This window comes from Desulfomicrobium aestuarii (assembly GCF_055385525.1).
Genome location: NZ_AP042427.1, coordinates 3,897,382 through 3,916,872, shown reverse-complemented (window position 1 = coordinate 3,916,872; position 19,491 = coordinate 3,897,382). Strand labels below are relative to the sequence as shown.

At 61.8% G+C, this 19,491-nt stretch carries 7 protein-coding genes; 4 read left to right on the top strand and 3 right to left on the bottom strand.

What is annotated here, in order from left to right:
* Positions 1-5 precede the first annotated feature (5 nt).
* From ACZ5AC_RS18045 to ACZ5AC_RS18035, 3 genes are all read right to left on the bottom strand, one after another.
* On the bottom strand, positions 6-7,295 hold the full coding sequence (locus ACZ5AC_RS18045; protein WP_464248926.1) for a DUF5801 repeats-in-toxin domain-containing protein: 7,290 nt from the start codon (positions 7,293-7,295) through the stop codon (positions 6-8).
* A gap of 486 nt (positions 7,296-7,781) precedes the next feature.
* On the bottom strand, positions 7,782-8,246 hold the full coding sequence (locus ACZ5AC_RS18040) for a hypothetical protein (protein WP_464248925.1): 465 nt from the start codon (positions 8,244-8,246) through the stop codon (positions 7,782-7,784).
* A gap of 102 nt (positions 8,247-8,348) precedes the next feature.
* Complete coding sequence (locus tag ACZ5AC_RS18035; RefSeq protein WP_464248924.1) at positions 8,349-12,188, bottom strand: type I secretion C-terminal target domain-containing protein; 3,840 nt, start codon at positions 12,186-12,188, stop codon at positions 8,349-8,351.
* A 432-nt stretch (positions 12,189-12,620) separates the two neighbouring features.
* Between ACZ5AC_RS18035 and ACZ5AC_RS18030 the strand changes: the two genes are divergently transcribed.
* The 4 genes from ACZ5AC_RS18030 (at position 12,621) to ACZ5AC_RS18015 (ending at position 19,451) form a co-directional block, all read left to right on the top strand.
* Positions 12,621-14,837 (top strand): type I secretion system permease/ATPase, encoded by a 2,217-nt coding sequence (locus ACZ5AC_RS18030; RefSeq protein ID WP_464248923.1) that lies wholly within the window; start codon positions 12,621-12,623, stop codon positions 14,835-14,837.
* On the top strand, positions 14,830-16,158 hold the full coding sequence (locus tag ACZ5AC_RS18025) for an HlyD family type I secretion periplasmic adaptor subunit (protein ID WP_464248922.1): 1,329 nt from the start codon (positions 14,830-14,832) through the stop codon (positions 16,156-16,158). The genes ACZ5AC_RS18030 and ACZ5AC_RS18025 overlap by 8 nt, the downstream gene beginning before the upstream one ends.
* 7 nt (positions 16,159-16,165) lie before the next feature.
* A complete protein-coding gene (locus ACZ5AC_RS18020) occupies positions 16,166-17,350 on the top strand; it encodes a transglutaminase-like cysteine peptidase (RefSeq protein ID WP_464248921.1) in 1,185 nt (394 codons plus the stop codon).
* Between the two features lie 73 nt (positions 17,351-17,423).
* Positions 17,424-19,451: an HD domain-containing phosphohydrolase gene (locus ACZ5AC_RS18015; RefSeq protein ID WP_464248920.1), complete on the top strand. Its 2,028-nt coding sequence runs from the start codon at positions 17,424-17,426 to the stop codon at positions 19,449-19,451.
* The last annotated feature ends 40 nt before the right edge of the window (positions 19,452-19,491 follow it).

Here is a 19,491-nt window from a genome sequence, read left to right as displayed (position 1 = left end):
AATCATCAAGATATCTTGATGTTGTCGTTGTCAATCATGGTTTGCAGAGGATCGGGCCCCAAGTCGCCAGAGTATGTCACCGTAGCTATCTGGGTGAAGTTATCAACGCCACCATCCTTATCCACGCTTATCGTCGCAGTTCCGCCAGCCCCTTCGACTTTTACAAAGTCAGCCAAATCGCTGACGCCTTCCGAATACCCTTGTAGAATGCCATGAAGTTCAATTGAATCTCCATCAGGGCCTACCTGGAAATCCGCAATATGATCAACATCTACGCCGATGTCACCGGAATTATAAACAAATGTATCAGAGCCGCTTCCGCCGGACATGGTGTCAGACCCAGACCCACCAACCAGAAAATCATTTTCATTTCCGCCAGTTAGCGAGTCATCTCCTTCATACCCAAACAAATTGTCACTTCCTTCCCCACCTACCAAATGATCGCTGGCGGCAGTACCGGAATAAATCTGGCCAGTAGAAGAAATACCGTCACCACCTGTTATTGTAACATCAAAAGAACCGCTAACTCCGTCTCCGTCAGCATCAAATCCACTATAGTCAAAGTTCAAAGTTACATCTTTAACATCGCCGAGCGATTCGTATGTAAGACCACCAACTTTAAACCCGCCACTACTCATGGACACAATCAGAGTATCAAATCCACCATCGACATATATTGAATCTGTAGAACTATCTCCTTTCGCAACCGGAATACTGTCAGAGCCAACCAACGTTTCTATATATGAATCAGTAGATTCATTATAAATCCACTTATATGCCTGCCAGCTAAAATTAGCTGGTTGATCTTTATTAAAAATAAGCAATGATACATTATTGACAACAATGTGTTCATCTGGAGAAATACTCAACCCTGAAACAGTTCCAAATTCATATTTAATTTTTTCACCACTATCCAAAGTAGTATTTCCTATTCCTAAATACCCTGTGTTCGCATTAATATATTTATCATCCAACAAATTAACATCAGAAATAAGAAGCGAAGAACCAACCGGCAATGCCTCGATTGGACCAGTCGCATTGATTCCGGAAAATGAAACCGTCGTAGTTGGAACAGGTTGGTCAATCGGCCTAATCAAGGTGAATTTATAGTCTCCTTCAGAACCTATCACATTTGGCTCAAGACTGAATACATCCTGCATTACACCGTTGTCATCGATATAGTAGGCCCTCAACGCATCTAATCCATTAGGCGCTGTTGTGACAGTATAATTCAAAGAGTACCCGCTAGAGGTTAAATTAAGAATAACTCCACCTGAAGTCGCAGTTACAATATCGCTCAAGCTGATATTCCCCAACCCATCGGCACCCATATCGTAGTCAATGAGCCCTTTTAAAACTGTATTCGCATCATTCTCAATAAATCCGTCAGGAGAATCAATCAAAGGCACGTCATCGATGACCTGAAGGGTCAGGCCGATCGTCGCCGAATCGCCGTCGCCATCGACGCCCGTGAACGTCACTGTGCCAAGACTGTCCGGCTGCTCGCCGTTTCCAGAAATCAACATGTTCTTGATCAGAGTGAACTCGTAGGTCCCATCACTGTTGACCAGCAGCGAGGCCGCCGGATCAGTCGACGTTGTTCCAAGATAGGTGCCGTCCTGGCCGAAGTAGACCGTCGCCGAGCCGCCACTGGGAACACTCACTGCGAGGTTAGTACCAACCTGGAACTGCGTCACCGCCCCGAAGCCGTCCGCTCCCCAGTTCCCGTTGTCGCTCACGTCTCCGGTCGCCACCGCAGTGTAATCCGGGGTCGCGTCGTCGGACTCGTCCGTCGCGGGGTTCAGCTGCTCGTCCTCGACAATCGCGTTCGCTTCCGCAGACATCAGGCCGGGCACGTCATCGATGACCTGAAGGGTCAGGCCGATCGTCGCCGAATCGCCGTCGCCATCGACGCCCGTGAACGTCACTGTGCCGAGGCTGTCCGGCTGCTCGCCGTTTCCAGAAATCAACATGTTCTTGATCAGAGTGAACTCGTAGGTCCCATCACTGTTGACCAGCAGCGAGGCCGCCGGATCAGTCGACGTTGTTCCAAGATAGGAGCCGTCCTGGCCGAAGTAGACCGTCGCCGAGCCGCCACTGGGAACACTCACTGCGAGGTTAGTACCAACCTGGAACTGCGTCACCGCCCCGAAGCCGTCCGCTCCCCAGTTCCCGTTGTCGCTCACGTCTCCGGTCGCCACCGCAGTGTAATCCGGGGTCGCGTCGTCGGACTCGTCCGTCGCGGGGTTCAGCTGCTCGTCCTCGACAATCGCGTTCGCTTCCGCAGACATCAGGCCGGGCACGTCATCGATGACCTGAAGGGTCAGGCCGATCGTCGCCGAATCGCCGTCGCCATCGACGCCCGTGAACGTCACTGTGCCAAGACTGTCCGGCTGCTCGCCGTTTCCAGAAATCAACATGTTCTTGATCAGAGTGAACTCGTAGGTCCCATCACTGTTGACCAGCAGCGAGGCCGCCGGATCAGTCGACGTTGTTCCAAGATAGGTGCCGTCCTGGCCGAAGTAGACCGTCGCCGAGCCGCCACTGGGAACACTCACTGCGAGGTTAGTACCAACCTGGAACTGCGTCACCGCCCCGAAGCCGTCCGCTCCCCAGTTCCCGTTGTCGCTCACGTCTCCGGTCGCCACCGCAGTGTAATCCGGGGTCGCGTCGTCGGACTCGTCCGTCGCGGGGTTCAGCTGCTCGTCCTCGACAATCGCGTTCGCTTCCGCAGACATCAGGCCGGGCACGTCATCGATGACCTGAAGGGTCAGGCCGATCGTCGCCGAATCGCCGTCGCCATCGACGCCCGTGAACGTCACTGTGCCGAGGCTGTCCGGCTGCTCGCCGTTTCCAGAAATCAACATGTTCTTGATCAGAGTGAACTCGTAGGTCCCATCACTGTTGACCAGCAGCGAGGCCGCCGGATCAGTCGACGTTGTTCCAAGATAGGTGCCGTCCTGGCCGAAGTAGACCGTCGCCGAGCCGCCACTGGGAACACTCACTGCGAGGTTAGTACCAACCTGGAACTGCGTCACCGCCCCGAAGCCGTCCGCTCCCCAGTTCCCGTTGTCGCTCACGTCTCCGGTCGCCACCGCAGTGTAATCCGGGGTCGCGTCGTCGGACTCGTCCGTCGCGGGGTTCAGCTGCTCGTCCTCGACAATCGCGTTCGCTTCCGCAGACATCAGGCCGGGCACGTCATCGATGACCTGAAGGGTCAGGCCGATCGTCGCCGAATCGCCGTCGCCATCGACGCCCGTGAACGTCACTGTGCCGAGGCTGTCCGGCTGCTCGCCGTTTCCAGAAATCAACATGTTCTTGATCAGAGTGAACTCGTAGGTCCCATCACTGTTGACCAGCAGCGAGGCCGCCGGATCAGTCGACGTTGTTCCAAGATAGGAGCCGTCCTGGCCGAAGTAGACCGTCGCCGAGCCGCCACTGGGAACACTCACTGCGAGGTTAGTACCAACCTGGAACTGCGTCACCGCCCCGAAGCCGTCCGCTCCCCAGTTCCCGTTGTCGCTCACGTCTCCGGTCGCCACCGCAGTGTAATCCGGGGTCGCGTCGTCGGACTCGTCCGTCGCGGGGTTCAGCTGCTCGTCCTCGACAATCGCGTTCGCTTCCGCAGACATCAGGCCGGGCACGTCATCGATGACCTGAAGGGTCAGGCCGATCGTCGCCGAATCGCCGTCGCCATCGACGCCCGTGAACGTCACTGTGCCAAGACTGTCCGGCTGCTCGCCGTTTCCAGAAATCAACATGTTCTTGATCAGAGTGAACTCGTAGGTCCCATCACTGTTGACCAGCAGCGAGGCCGCCGGATCAGTCGACGTTGTTCCAAGATAGGAGCCGTCCTGGCCGAAGTAGACCGTCGCCGAGCCGCCACTGGGAACACTCACTGCGAGGTTAGTACCAACCTGGAACTGCGTCACCGCCCCGAAGCCGTCCGCTCCCCAGTTCCCGTTGTCGCTCACGTCTCCGGTCGCCACCGCAGTGTAATCCGGGGTCGCGTCGTCGGACTCGTCCGTCGCGGGGTTCAGCTGCTCGTCCTCGACAATCGCGTTCGCTTCCGCAGACATCAGGCCGGGCACGTCATCGATGACCTGAAGGGTCAGGCCGATCGTCGCCGAATCGCCGTCGCCATCGACGCCCGTGAACGTCACTGTGCCGAGGCTGTCCGGCTGCTCGCCGTTTCCAGAAATCAACATGTTCTTGATCAGAGTGAACTCGTAGGTCCCATCACTGTTGACCAGCAGCGAGGCCGCCGGATCAGTCGACGTTGTTCCAAGATAGGAGCCGTCCTGGCCGAAGTAGACCGTCGCCGAGCCGCCACTGGGAACACTCACTGCGAGGTTAGTACCAACCTGGAACTGCGTCACCGCCCCGAAGCCGTCCGCTCCCCAGTTCCCGTTGTCGCTCACGTCTCCGGTCGCCACCGCAGTGTAATCCGGGGTCGCGTCGTCGGACTCGTCCGTCGCGGGGTTCAGCTGCTCGTCCTCGACAATCGCGTTCGCTTCCGCAGACATCAGGCCGGGCACGTCATCGATGACCTGAAGGGTCAGGCCGATCGTCGCCGAATCGCCGTCGCCATCGACGCCCGTGAACGTCACTGTGCCGAGGCTGTCCGGCTGCTCGCCGTTTCCAGAAATCAACATGTTCTTGATCAGAGTGAACTCGTAGGTCCCATCACTGTTGACCAGCAGCGAGGCCGCCGGATCAGTCGACGTTGTTCCAAGATAGGAGCCGTCCTGGCCGAAGTAGACCGTCGCCGAGCCGCCACTGGGAACACTCACTGCGAGGTTAGTACCAACCTGGAACTGCGTCACCGCCCCGAAGCCGTCCGCTCCCCAGTTCCCGTTGTCGCTCACGTCTCCGGTCGCCACCGCAGTGTAATCCGGGGTCGCGTCGTCGGACTCGTCCGTCGCGGGGTTCAGCTGCTCGTCCTCGACAATCGCGTTCGCTTCCGCAGACATCAGGCCGGGCACGTCATCGATGACCTGAAGGGTCAGGCCGATCGTCGCCGAATCGCCGTCGCCATCGACGCCCGTGAACGTCACTGTGCCGAGGCTGTCCGGCTGCTCGCCGTTTCCAGAAATCAACATGTTCTTGATCAGAGTGAACTCGTAGGTCCCATCACTGTTGACCAGCAGCGAGGCCGCCGGATCAGTCGACGTTGTTCCAAGATAGGAGCCGTCCTGGCCGAAGTAGACCGTCGCCGAGCCGCCACTGGGAACACTCACTGCGAGGTTAGTACCAACCTGGAACTGCGTCACCGCCCCGAAGCCGTCCGCTCCCCAGTTCCCGTTGTCGCTCACGTCTCCGGTCGCCACCGCAGTGTAATCCGGGGTCGCGTCGTCGGACTCGTCCGTCGCGGGGTTCAGCTGCTCGTCCTCGACAATCGCGTTCGCTTCCGCAGACATCAGGCCGGGCACGTCATCGATGACCTGAAGGGTCAGGCCGATCGTCGCCGAATCGCCGTCGCCATCGACGCCCGTGAACGTCACTGTGCCAAGACTGTCCGGCTGCTCGCCGTTTCCAGAAATCAACATGTTCTTGATCAGAGTGAACTCGTAGGTCCCATCACTGTTGACCAGCAGCGAGGCCGCCGGATCAGTCGACGTTGTTCCAAGATAGGTGCCGTCCTGGCCGAAGTAGACCGTCGCCGAGCCGCCACTGGGAACACTCACTGCGAGGTTAGTACCAACCTGGAACTGCGTCACCGCCCCGAAGCCGTCCGCTCCCCAGTTCCCGTTGTCGCTCACGTCTCCGGTCGCCACCGCAGTGTAATCCGGGGTCGCGTCGTCGGACTCGTCCGTCGCGGGGTTCAGCTGCTCGTCCTCGACAATCGCGTTCGCTTCCGCAGACATCAGGCCGGGGCCATCGTCTTCGAAGCTGATTTGTGCGCCAATTGCAACAGATGCTGTAGAAACGTCCCCATCACCGTCCGTTACTGTCACCAATGCGGACAATTTTCCTGCAAGATTCACGGAATCATCGTTACTATTGATGTTCCCATGCTCCAAAGATTCATACTGGGCTACGGTCAACTTCCCATCGTTGTTAATGGAAATGGCAAAAATCACCCTCCCCTCTTCACCTGCCCGACCGGTCACAACGCCATTTCCCTCGGCATATAACGTGATCTCCTCCCCGGCCGTAGTACGAAGGTCAGAATCAGGGTTATCAATCGCAAGTGAAATGACCTTGGTAGATTCTTCAAAGTCGGCGCCAGATTTGCTTCCTGAAGCGTCAACGACCCATTTCCCTGAAACCAAGCCGATGGGGGTATTCCAGGCCGGATTAAAGGGGTTGCCACTCACTTCATCGTCGCCCGCGCCTTCTCCACCGATGGTCTCGTCGAGAACCACACTGGATTCAGCCACTGGTTCAAGGGAAGCCTGTGGCAGATCGTCGATAACGCCGACGGTCAAATTGAACCCGATGGTCGAGCCATCGCCGTCTTGAGCAATGATCGCAAAGGTCGGACCGGCCTGTGTATTTTGACCTGCTCCGCCCTGAAGGAGGTTGTCGGTCTGTCTGTACTCGTAAGCTCCGGTCGCTGCGTTGACCACCAAGGAAAACCCGGCACCATTAATCGTGATAACTCCGCCCACCGGCGTTACGCCGTTGACGCTAACAATACCCCCGAACCCGTCCGCACCCCAGCTTGCGTTATCAGCAAACGTTCCATCGAGAACCTGAAAGGACACACCTGGCAAATCGATGTTCCCTCCAATTTCCGGAATGCTTCCTTCTTCGACAGTTATTGTATCATCAACAGGAACTGTCGGAACAGTATCACTGACGACTTCTTCCTCCTCTTCAGGCTGAGCATCAATCGGCTCCACCGTAATCGTCTGAAAATCCCGCGGATCCAACCCATTCAACTTGTCCACGCCATCAATGGTGTCACCCGCGCCGTCCTCATAAGAACCGACACCGCCGCTGGCAGTACCACCCGCGGCAGGCCCTGCTGCGGGCTCTACGCCCTCTCCTTCCAAGGCCGCTTCCTTATGCCCGGCGACCGAGGCCAGGAATTCGTCGATGCCGAGGACCGTGCCGTCGGCGAGGATGATGTTCGGGATCTGGACTTCGCCCAGGTCGGCGAAGTCGATGATGACCTTGCCGCCGTTGTCGAAGGCGAAGAGTACCGTCGAGCCTTCGAGGACAGGATCGACCTGCTCGAAGGCTTCCGACAACACAATGTCCTGTCCGGGCATGGCCTTGATGACGATGGTTTCGCCTGCCTTCGGAGCCTGGACTATCTTCTTGGTGTTCTGCGTCGTCTCAGCCATGGAACCCTCCGCCCAGATCGGGACTTGGTATAGATATGGATTAAAAAATAACTTTTCTTATTATGGTTACGTATATGAATGTGAGCTAGAATGGGGTCAAGTATGAAAAATTTTTCCAAGGTATTAAATTAGTTCTCGTACTCCCCAATTGGCGACAGACATGATTTCAAGTAGTTAGCAAGAGATAGCTCTAACGAGAATGAGTCCCAAAAACTCCCAATCATACCACACAACTCACACTTTCGGGTGAGCCTCCCTGCCCTCCCTCCTTTTCAGTGCGCTCGCAACATACCGAATTTATGCTCTTTCATGAAGGCGACTGCCCGCGCGCTGACTTCGCGTCACGAAGCCCAGCCCCTCTCCAAAAGCGCACAGGCTGGACGCCCCCGCAAAGCAAAGGGGGAATTCAGTTCTGTCCGACCGACAGAAATAAAAATGGGCGCCCTCGCGCCCCGAAAACCGGCCTCGTCTTTTGACCAGACCGGCTCATGAATTCTGGGAGTGAAGAATGAGGCGAGTCAGATCGTCATCGAAGGAACCATCACCCATGAACTCAAGGTGGGGTTCATTGGCATGGGCATCCGCTCCGACTGCCGCCGCAAGACCGCTCAGGCCGCCCTCGCCGCCGAGAAGCAACGCCGCGTCGGCCTCGTCGTGAAGCAGTTCGGACAGCGACCAGGCCTGAAAATCCACCATGGGGCCGGGCGCCGCGTCCCCTGGGTTCAGGGCCAGGGTTCCCACGGACATCGAACCGTCGATGTCTTCCATGACATAGCTGTAGTGGGTCGTGACCGGCGCCTGTCCGTCCGACGCTCCGCCTTCCGGTGGCGCGAAGGCGTAGCTCCCGTCCGGCCAGACCGTCAGCTCCCAGCCCTGGGGAGTCTGAATGGTCAGGCCGTCATCGGACACGGGCTGCCCGGCGAAGGATATCATGCGTATTGTCTCGATCATGGGAGTTCCCTCCGATGACTTCCTTCAACTCTCGTTCCTGTTCCCGCTCTTGCGGAACGGCGGGAAGGGGGCCGCAGCCCGCCTTCCCGTAGTCCCGCGCCGTCAGGGCATTTCGGGCTTGATCTGGCTTTCCATGGCGCTCAGCACCTCGGCCCCGGTGTCTGCATCGGCGGCCAGGCCCGTGATGGTGATCGTGGCCACATGCTCCTCGGCCCCGGCTCCAGAGCCGTCCCGGTCCACGTAGAGGTCAGCGGTCCTGGTCGTCGCGTCGATGGCCGTCACGTTCCGGAATTCCAGATAGTCCCCAAGCTCGCTGCCCGCAGCGGGCGTGAACAGGTCGCTCACATCGAGGGTATCCCCGCCGCCGACATGGAAGTCGGTGATGTGGTCGACGCCGCCGCCCAGGTCGCCTTCGAGGATGACGAAGGTGTCGGCCCCGGCGCCGCCGGTCAGGGTGTCGCCGCCCTGGCCGCCGAAGAGGACGTCGTTGCCGTCGTGGCCGAAGAGGGCGTCGTCGCCGTCCGTGCCGTAAACGAAATCGTGGCCGCTGGTGCCGTGGATTTCGTACTCGCCGTCGTCTTCCGTGTTCACGGCGACCACGAACCCGGCCGAAGCGGTATCGAGATCCGCGTCGTCGCCCGTCAGCAGGAACTGCAGTTCGAAGTCGTCGGGGTAGACCTTGGTGATGTACTTGGCGGACAACCCGTCGATCTTGAAGCTCACGGAGCTGTCGTACGGGTACAGTTCGAGGTAATCCACGGTCTTGGCGACATTGAGTTCGTACGTCACTTCCAGATCGCTTCCGATGACCTGATCAACGGAGGTCGAGGTCCCGTCCGTGTAGTAGGCCTTGAGCGTGACCATGTCCGTGGCCTTTGTCCCGGCCGTGCCCGACATGGAGATGGTCAGTTCGGAGATGGAGGCCGTCGAGCCGCCGACGGGCACCACGTCGAAGGTGAGGACATCTACCTTGTTGCCGTGCATGACGTTGTCGCCCACTCCCAGGTCCGTCGCGGAAATCCAGAGCCCTTCGTCCGATCCTCCGCTCGTCCCCGTTGCCACCAGTTCGAACTGGCCGTCGAACATGGCGCTCGGGAAGGTGTAGCTCGGAAGGCCCGTGCCGCCGGAGATGCCGGCCAGCAGGCTCGGGATCTCGATCTCGGATACCGGCACGGGGTTGACGAGGTTGAAGTCATAGGTGCCGTCGCTGTTGACCGACACGGTGAAGAACAGGTTCCCTTCCGCGTCCTTGGCGTTGTAGACCAGCGTAGAGGCGCTGGACGCGAGGCCGTCGTATTCGAAGACGAACCCGGACGCCTGGTTCAACCAGACCAGCGAGGCGGCATCGAAACTGTCGGCAAAGGCCTGCTCGTCCGCGCCGACTTCAAAGGAGTATTCCCCTGTGTGCGTCCCGACTTCGTTGGCAACCGCAAGGCTCCCCGCCGAGAGTGTCGGGATGTCGTCGACGATGGAGATGAGGATGGAACCCGGCGTCGGGTCGCTGTCACCGGTCGCGTCCGTGATGGACATGGCGATGGCGTCCAGAATGGGGTTCACTTCGCCCTGGCCGGTATGGGCCAGGTTGGCGGACAGGGTGTAGGTGTAGCCGTAGGTCACCACGCCCCCCGCGTCCGGGTCGGATATGGAGGTGATCCGCAGAACGCCCTTGCCGGTGTCCACGGTGTCACCCTCTTCGTCAATCAGAACGCCGTTGAGCAGCAGCGAGTAGTTCTCGTTGTTGCCGTCGACCGTGAAGCTGCCCGTGGTCACGATCTCGCTGTCGGCGCCGTACTGCTGACCGTCGGCCAGGCCGTCCTCGTAGACGGTCCGGGCGTCGCCGGTCACGTCGGGAACGCGGAGGTCCTGGTTCAGATCAATCACGAGTTGGGCCAGATCCGTGTCGCCGTCGCCGTCCGTGATCTCGTAGGTGAAGGTTTCGCTCTCCACGCCAAGGGGGATCGCATCCGTCTTGAGCGTGTAGGTGTAGCTGCCGTCGGCCGCGATCTTCAGGTCGCCGTACATGCCGGCGATGATCACGCCGCCCGCCGTCACCAGCGTCAGGGCGCCGGGGCCGGCCTCGATTCCGAGACGGGCGCCCGTCACCGTGGCGCCGAGGCTCTCCGTATCGGCGCCGAGCACGTCGGGGACTCCGTCCGTGGCGTTCTCGTCATCGCCGCCCCCGCCCGTGAACACGTTGCCGTCGGCGATGTGACCCAGGCCTTCGGTCACGCTGTCGGCGTCGTCGACAGCCGTCGGCATGTCGTCGAGGATGCGCACCACCAGGTCGTCGCTGGCCGTGGTCCCGCCGATGCCGTTGACCGTAAGGCCCACGACGTCGTCGAAATGCCCGTCCGTCGCGTCGGCCTTGGTGTCGTTGTCGATGGTCGCCTTCAGCGTATAGGTGTAGCTCACCGTGCCGCCGAAGGAGTCGCCCGCATAGCCGGTCAGGGTCAGGACGCCCTCGCCCGTGTCGACCGTCTGCGTGCCGTCGAAGGCCTGCATCTGGTCAAGGCTGAAGATCTGCCCGCCGATGACGATGTTCGCGATGCCGTCCGTGGCGGATACCGCGAACGTGCCGTCGTCCGTCTCGGTGTTCAGGCCGGCCTCGGATCCGTCGGGGTTCAGGCCCGCCTCGTCAACGGTGTTGTCCGCGCCCTGGGCCGCCGCCGTGACCACCGTGGCCCCGTCGGCTGCGCCGTTGATGACGATGGTCAGCCTGGCCGGCGACTCGTCGCCGTCGGCGTCCTGCATGGTGTACCAGATGTCGAAGCTGAGGCTGTCCTCGGCAGTCAGGGACTGCGTCGCGGCCAGGGTGTTGTCGAGGGTGAAGCTCCACGATCCGCCAGGGCCTTGGACCAGGCTACCGTACCCGCCGAGGGCGGCCAGGGCGGCCGCGTTGTCGTGCCCGTCCGCCGTCCAGGACACGAACTCCTTGGAGACGTCGGCGCCCGAGGCGTCATTGTCCAGGACGTTGCCAGACACGAAGCTTGCGGCGTCCTCAGTCACGGCGGCCGGGCCGTCATCGACAGCCGTCGGCGCGTCGTCCACGATGTCGATCGCGATTCCGACCGGGGCGGAAGAAAGTCCCCCGAGGTCGGTCAGCACCAGGGTGAACGAATCGGAGACAGGACCGCCTGCATGGTCCTGTGCAGTGTTCAGGACGTAGCCATACGTAACGATGCCCGTTGCCGGATCGTACCCGGTAATGGTCAGCGTGCCCTTTTCCGTTGTGATCACGCTGCCGACAAGTCCCGAAATTGCGATGGAGACGCCGTTGATGGAGAGCGAGGCGAGGTTGCCGAGCCCTTCCGGGTCCGAAAGGGTGAAGCTGCCCGCCGCGAATTCCGCATCGGACCCGGCGTTGGACCCGACCTCAGGCAGCCCGGCTTCGTCCACCTCGTCACCGATGGCGTCGAGATTGATGGCGATGCTCGGGGGGTTGTTCGGCGGCACGACCGCCGGCTCTTCCTCTTCCGGTTCGGCTTCGAGAGGCTCCACCGTGATGGTGGCGAAGTCCCGCGGGTCCAGGCCGCCCAGCTTGTCCACGCCGTCGATGATGTTGCCCGCGTCATCCACGTACGCGCCGACACCACCTCCGGCAGCGCCTCCGGCCGGGCCGGCGGCGGGTTCGATCTCCTCGCCTTCCAAGGACGCCATCCGCTCACCGGCCACGAAGGCCAGGAACTCCTCTGCACTCAGCGTGGTCCCGTCGGCAAGGATGATGTCGGGCATCTGAGCTTCGCCAAGGTCGGCGAAGTCGATGACAACCTTACCGCCATTGTCGAAGGCAAATATGACGGAGTCACCTTCGAGTCGGGGTTCGGCCAGCTCGAAAGCCGCCGACAGGACAATGTCCTGCCCCGCCGTTGCCGTGATGACGATTGTCTGGCCGGCCAGCGGCGCCTCGACCACTCGTGTCGTGTTGCTGATTTTCTCTGCCATGGTGCCCTCCTTTCCCTGGCCGACAGGCCAATGCTGAAACCGGCAAATCACTCTTCATGCTTTTCCGGTAAGCAGGGGATACAGAGGTGCAAGTATGAAAACACATCTTCATACGTACGAAACTTATTACAAATCAACTTCAAACACTTACGAACAAAGCAGACACGACAGGCCACACAAAGCGCAGACATACAGTCACGACATACAGAGAAACACGCACTGTTTTACATGAAACTCACACTCCATTCCGAGACTACTCCATAACCCACTGACAACGATGACAATACCCAGACACCTTGCCTTCACCATTCACCATCGCCCGAGTCACCCTCACACTTTCGGGCGATGACCACCTCTCCCCGATTTCCCTTGCATGCGCAGGGGTGAGCGCATAATGTTCCACAAATTCTGTATCCTAGAGGTAGCGAGCGCATGAACGACCCGAATGTCACTCCCGTGGAGGTCAAGCCCACCGTCGCCCCCAAACCGGCGCGGCCCTCCATCACCCTGCAACTCGCGCCCTCCCAGGTCGCCTTCACCCCCCCGCTGGTCGAATGCCTGGCCATCGTCACCCGACTGCACGGCAAGCCCGTGACCGTCACGGCCCTGGAGAGCGGCCTGCCGCGGACCCAGGAGGGGCTGACGCCATACGCCTGCATCCGGGCCGCGCGGCGCGAGGGCATCGACGCCCGCATCGCGCACAAGCCGGACATCGCGAAGATCTCGCCCCTGAACATGCCCTGCATCCTGCTCATGTCCGACGGCGGCGCCTGCGTGCTGGCCTCGGTGGACGGGGAGAGTGCGCGCATCATCATGCCCGAGAACCCCGACGCGCCCTTCGACACGCCCATCGAGACCCTGCGGCAGGACTACTCCGGCCACGCGGTCTTCGCCCGGCCCAAGGGGCGCCTCGACAGCCGCACCGAGGGACTCAAGATCTTCGACACCAAGAAATGGTTCTGGGGCACCATCCTCCATTTCCTGCCCATCTACCGGCACGTCATCCTGGCCTCCATCTTCATCAACCTGCTGGCCATCGCCTCGCCCATCTTCACCATGAACGTTTACGACCGCGTGGTGCCCAACAACGCCGTGGAGACGCTGTGGGTCCTGGCCGTGGGCGTGGGACTGGCCTTCTTCTTCGACTTCGCCTTGCGCAACCTGCGCGGCTACTTCGTGGACATCGCCGGCCGCAACTCGGACATCCTCGTGGCCAGCAAACTCATGAGCCACCTCCTGTCCATCCGCATGGACCACAAGCCCGAATCCACTGGCGCACTGGTCAACAACATGCGCGAGTTCGACGCCCTGCGCGAGTTCTTCAGCTCCACGACCCTCCTGGCCCTGGTGGACCTGCCCTTCCTGATCCTTTTCATTATAATCATCGCCTACATCGGCGGCCCCGTGGCCGTGGTCCCGGCCGTCATCGCGCCCATCGTCATCCTGGTCGGCATCGTCATGCAGGGCCCCCTCAAGCGCGCCATTGAGGGCGGCTACAAGGAGTCCACGCAGAAGAACGCCCTGCTGGTCGAGGCCATCAGCGGCATGGAGACCATCAAGACCAGCCGGGCCGAAGGCTCCATGCTCGGCCGCTGGGAGAAGATCGTGGGCCAGGGCGCACGCTCGGCCATCCGCTCCAAGGCCCTGGCCACCTTCTCCATGAGCTTCACCCAGTTCGCCTCGCAGATCGTCTACTGCGGCGTCATCATCTGGGGCGTGTACCGCATCGCCGAAGGCGAGATGACCACCGGCGGGCTCATCGCCTGCTCCATCCTCGTGGGACGCGCCATGAGCCCCCTGGGCGCCGTGGCCGCCATGCTGACCCGCCTGCAGCAGAGCCGCATGGCCCTCAAGAACCTGGACCTGCTCATGCAGATCCCCAGCGAACGCCCCGAAGAGGCCCAGCGCATGGAGCACCAGGACCTGCGCAGCACGATCACCTTCGAGGGCGTCAGCTTCAAGTACCCCGGCGGACTGACCAACGCCGTGTCATACCTGGATTTCCACATCGCCCAGGGCGAGCACGTGGCCGTCATCGGCAAGATGGGCTCGGGCAAGACGACGCTGGGCAAGCTCATCACCGGGCTCTACACGCCCCAGCGCGGGGCGGTGAAGATCGGCGGCATGGACATCCGGCAGCTGGACCCGGCCGAACTGCGGGCCAAGATCGGCTACATGGCCCAGGACAACTTCCTGTTCTACGGCACGGTGCGCGAGAACATCACCCTGGGCGCGCCCCACGTCAGCGACCAAGCCTTGTTGCGAGCCGCGACCATCGCCGGCGTGACGGACTTCGTGAAGAACAACCCGGCAGGCTTCAACCTGCAGGTCGGCGAACGCGGCCTGGCCCTGTCCGGCGGGCAGCGGCAGGCCATCACCATCGCCCGCACCCTGCTCCTGGACCCGGACATCGTCATCCTGGACGAACCGAGCAGTTCCATGGACGTGGGCGTGGAGGCCATCCTCAAGCTGCGCCTGTCCTCGGCCCTGAAGGGCAAGACCCTGATCCTCATCACCCACCGGCCGAGCCTGCTCTCCCTGGCCAACCGCGTCATCGCCCTCGACGACGGCAAGATCGTCGCCGACGGACCGCGCAACGCCGTGCTGGCCGAACTGCAGAAACGCGGCAATGGAGCCAAACGTGAGTAACCTGAAATATTCCGAAGACGACCTCAATTTCATGAGCGAGGTCGACGCCGCCCTCTACCGCCGCGGGCACGGCTGGGCCTACGTCCTGTCCCTGACCATCTGCCTGCTGCTGGCCGCCTTCCTCTTCTGGACCCACTTCGCCATCCTCGACGAGGTCACGCGCGGCATGGGCCAGGTCATCCCTTCCCAGCGTGTGCAGATCATCCAGAACCTCGAAGGCGGCATCCTCGAAGGGATCCTGGTCCGCGAGAACCAGATCGTGGAGAAGGACGACATCCTGGTGCGCATCAGCAACGAGATGGCCCAGAGCACCTTGAAGGACGTGGCCAGCCAGGCCCTGGAGCACAAGGCCGCCATCGCCCGCCTTCAGGCCGAAGCCACGGGTACGGAGCCGTCCTTCCCCGAAGAGGTCAGCACCAAGGCTCCCGATGCCGTCCGGGACCAGATGGCCATCTACCAGGCCCGCATGGCCCAGCTGAACCAGGAGATGGCCATCCTGCGCAGCCAGTACTCCCAGCGCGTCCAGGAAGCCCAGGAGATGACCATCCGCCGCAACCAGGCAGCCCAGGACCTGAAGCTGGCCCAGGAGCAGATGGCCATCGCCAAGCCCCTCATGGAGAAGAACGTCTACCCGAGGGTTGACTACCTCTCCCTGGAGCGCGCCGTCAGTTCGCTGCGCGGCGACGTGCAGAGCCTCAACGTGGCCATCCCGCGCACCCAGCAGGCGGCCCAGGAGATCAAGCAGCGCGAGGCCCAGCGCATGGCAGAGTTCAAGGCCATGGCCCTGCAGGAGATGAACCAGCACCAGGTGGAGCTGAACTCCAAGCTGCACGCACTCTCGGCCGGCAAGGACAGGGTCATGCGCACGGACGTGCGCAGCCCCGTGCGCGGCACGGTCAAGCAGGTCATCCTCAACACCATCGGCGGCGTGGTCAAACCCGGCGAGCCCATCCTCGAGATCGTGCCCCTGGACGACACCCTCCTCGTCGAGGCCAACATCAAGCCTGCGGACATCGCCTTTCTGCACCCGGGCCAGAAGGCCATGATCAAGATCACGGCCTACGACTTCTCCATCTACGGCGGACTCGAAGGCTCGGTGGAGCAGATCAGCGCGGACACCATCGAAAACCAGAAGGGCGAGAGCTTCTACAAGGTCAAGCTGCGCACCAAGGCCGCGGCCATCGTCTACCGCGGCGAGAAGCTGCCCATCATCCCGGGCATGACGGCCAGCGTGGACATCCTGACGGGCAAGAAGAGCGTGCTGGACTACCTGCTGAAACCCATTCTCAAGGCCAAGGAGAACGCCTTGAGGGAGCGGTGATGTCTTGATGCTTCGGCCCCAGGCAATCCTGACGCTGATCGCGGCGGCCCTCCTGCTGCCGTGGCTGCTCCTGGCGGAGCGCGCGGAGCCCATGGGGGCGCAGGGACCGGGGCCCGAAATCAAGGCAGGCGCGGAACAGGACCGGGACGCTCAAGCGCGGCAAGAGAAGAAGCCGGACCCGGTCGGCCGGACTGACGAAATCCCCCCCCCCACGCGAAGCGAAGACGCGACCGGGGACCAGGGTCGCGAAGGCGGTGCGGCTTCACCCGCCGAGATGAGCGGACAGGCGGCCACGGACCGGGACGGGGATGCGCGGAACGAAAACGCGTCGGGCAGGCTGGAGGATGAAGCCGCCCCGAAGCCGGACCCGGCGCAACCCGGCGAGGTCGCCGAGAAGTCGGAACCTGCCCCGGCCGAGGTGGCGGATACGGAGCCCGTCAGTCCGCAACCGCCCGCGGATGCGGTCGAAACCGCGCCGTCGCGGCCACTGACGGACCAGGCCGCAGCCAAACCCTGGAGGGACGACGGCCGGGCGCAGACCGGGACAGACAGCGCGCCCGGACAACCGCGGCCTGCGGGGACTGCGTCAGCCGGACAGCCGGGACAGGACGCCAAGGGCCAGCCCGTGCGGCTCTTCCGGACCGCGGCCTTCAGGGGCAACTTCGACGCCCTGCCCAAATGGAAGCGGGTCCTGTCCAAGGCCGAGGCCCAGGTCCGGGTGCTGAATTCCTGCAGCGGCGCGGGATGCCCCCCGGGAGCCACGAGCTGGCAGCGCATCATGTCCCAGGCCAGGGGTCTTGCCCCCATGGAACAGTTGAAAACGGTCAACTCGTTTTTCAACAAGTGGCCCTACCGCCTGGACCAGGATGCCTACGGAACCTCCGACTGGTGGGCCACTCCGCAGGAGTTTCTGAAGATTTCCGGCGATTGCGAGGACTTCGCCATCACCAAGTACTTTGCGCTGCGGGAACTCGGCTATTCTCCGGACGACCTGCGCATCGTCGTCCTGAAGGACCGCATCCGGGGCATCGCGCATGCGGTCCTGACGGTCTTCGTCGGCGGGGACGCCCTGGTCCTCGACAACGTCACCAGCGTGGTCTTCTCGCACGACAAGTACAAGCATTACGCGCCCTATTACTCCTTGAACGAACGGTACCGGTGGTCGCACATCCCTCTGGACACAAAACCTTAATGGAGACGGGAATATGACACGAGAAAACGGCAGAACGAGTCCGCCCGTGGGCAGGAGCAAGTCGGAACTTGTCATGGGGGTCGCGATCATCTCGCTGATTCTCACGGCCCTGCTGGCATGGGTGGCCTGGACCGTCCGGGTCAAGCAGGGGGAACTGCAGGAACAGGTCCGGGAGCGCCTGGAGCTGCTGGCCAACAGCCGCGCGGAGGTCTTCGGCACCTGGCTGTCGGGGCTGGTGCAGCAGACGGACAAGCTCATCTCCTCGGACCTGTTCCGGCTGTACGCCACGGACATGGACCTCATCGAGGTGGACCCGAGCTTCCTGATCACCGGCATCATTCCCGAGGGCAAGGAGTATGACCGCCTGGCCCAGCTCACGGACCAATTCCCCCTCATGCACCAGACCTTCGCCGACTTCACGTCCTTCGCCGGTTTCCTGTCCGGGCGCATCGTGCACCGCAGCGGCCAGTCCTACATCGGCTCGGACAACCGCATGGTCCCGCTCTCGCCGGTCCAGTCCGGCCTGATCAAGAAGACTTTCGCCTATCCCATGCCCCACTTCTCGCCCCTGCGGCAGACGGACAACGGCATGGTCATCGACATGTTCGTGCCCATCCTGTCCACGGCCGAGGACAACGGGACGAAAAAGGCCGTGGCCGTGGTCATGCTGACCAAGAGCGCGGGCACGACCGTCACCTCCCTGGTCTCCAACACGCCCATGTCGGCCAAGGGCGAGCGCACGCGGGTCATGCAGCGGACCGAGGGCGGCTTCCAGGAGATCGTGCCCTGGAAGCCCGAAGGCACAGCCACCCTGGCCGCTCCGCCCGAACTGCAGTCGGACCAGAGCCTCGGGTTCGCCAAACGCGACAGTCTGGGCGGTCAGACCCCCGTCTTTTCCCTCGGGGTCAAGATTCCCGACCTCGACCTGTGGATGGTGCAGGAGGTGGACGTGCAGGACGCGACCAAGAGCCTGCAGGACTACACGCGCATCTCCGTGCTCATCGCCGGGCTCATCGCCATGGTGCTGAGCCTGCTTTTCGGCGCCATCTGGTGGCGCACCCTGGGTCAGAACCAGAAGCGCATCGCCGGGGAATTCCAGCACCTGGCCCAGGAGCTCGAACAGCAGCGCAACTTCCTGGACTCCATCAACGACACCATCCCGGACTTCATCGCGGTGAAGAACCTGAGCGGCAACTACACCTACGCCAACCCGGCCCTGGCCGACGGCGTGGGGCGGCCCGAGGAGGAGGTCCTGGGCCTCGACGACATCGCGCTGTTCGGCTTCGACACGGGCAAGCGTCTGGAACAGTCCGACGACCAGGCCCTGAAGACCGGCCGACCGGTGACCTTCACCGAGCGCATCTTCCTGAAATCGCAGGAACACTACTTCCAGATCACCAAGGTCATGCTCAAGGAGGACTCGGGCGCGCCCACGGGCATCGTGTCCGTGTTCCGCGACATCACGAGCATGGTCAAGGCCGAGGAGCGCAAGCGTCAGGCCATCTCCCAGACGGTGGAAGCGCTGGTCAAGGCCATCGAGTTCACGGACCCGTACCTCGCCGGCCACTCGATCCTGATGCGCGACGTGGCGTCCCTGCTGGCCGAGACCCTGAAGCTCTCGCCCGAGGACAAGGCCACGGTGGAGATCGCGTCCCACCTCTCCCAGATCGGCAAGATCTTCATCGACAAGTCGCTCCTGACCAAGGTGGACCAGCTCTCGGAAGAGGAGAAGCAGATGGTCCAGAAGCACGTGGAGCACGCCGGGGACATCCTGCGCCAGATCGACTTCGAGTTGCCCGTCTACGAGGCCGTCTACCAGATGAACGAACGCCTGGACGGCAGCGGCTACCCCAAGGGCTTGCAGGACGGGGAGATCAGCCTTCAGGCCCGGGTCCTGAGCGTGGCCAACAGCTTCTGCGCCATGATCCGCCCCAGGTCCTACCGCCCGGCCATGAGCACGGACCAGACCCTGGAGATCATGCGCGCCTCTACGGGAAGCTACGACCCGCAGGTCCTGGACGCCCTGCAGTCGGCCCTGGGCACGGCCCGCGGCAGCCGGGTGCTGGAAAAGGCCATGGAGTGCGCGGTGGTCTGCTCCTAACCGCGGCTCGACGACACGCAACGCGAAAGGCCCGGACGCT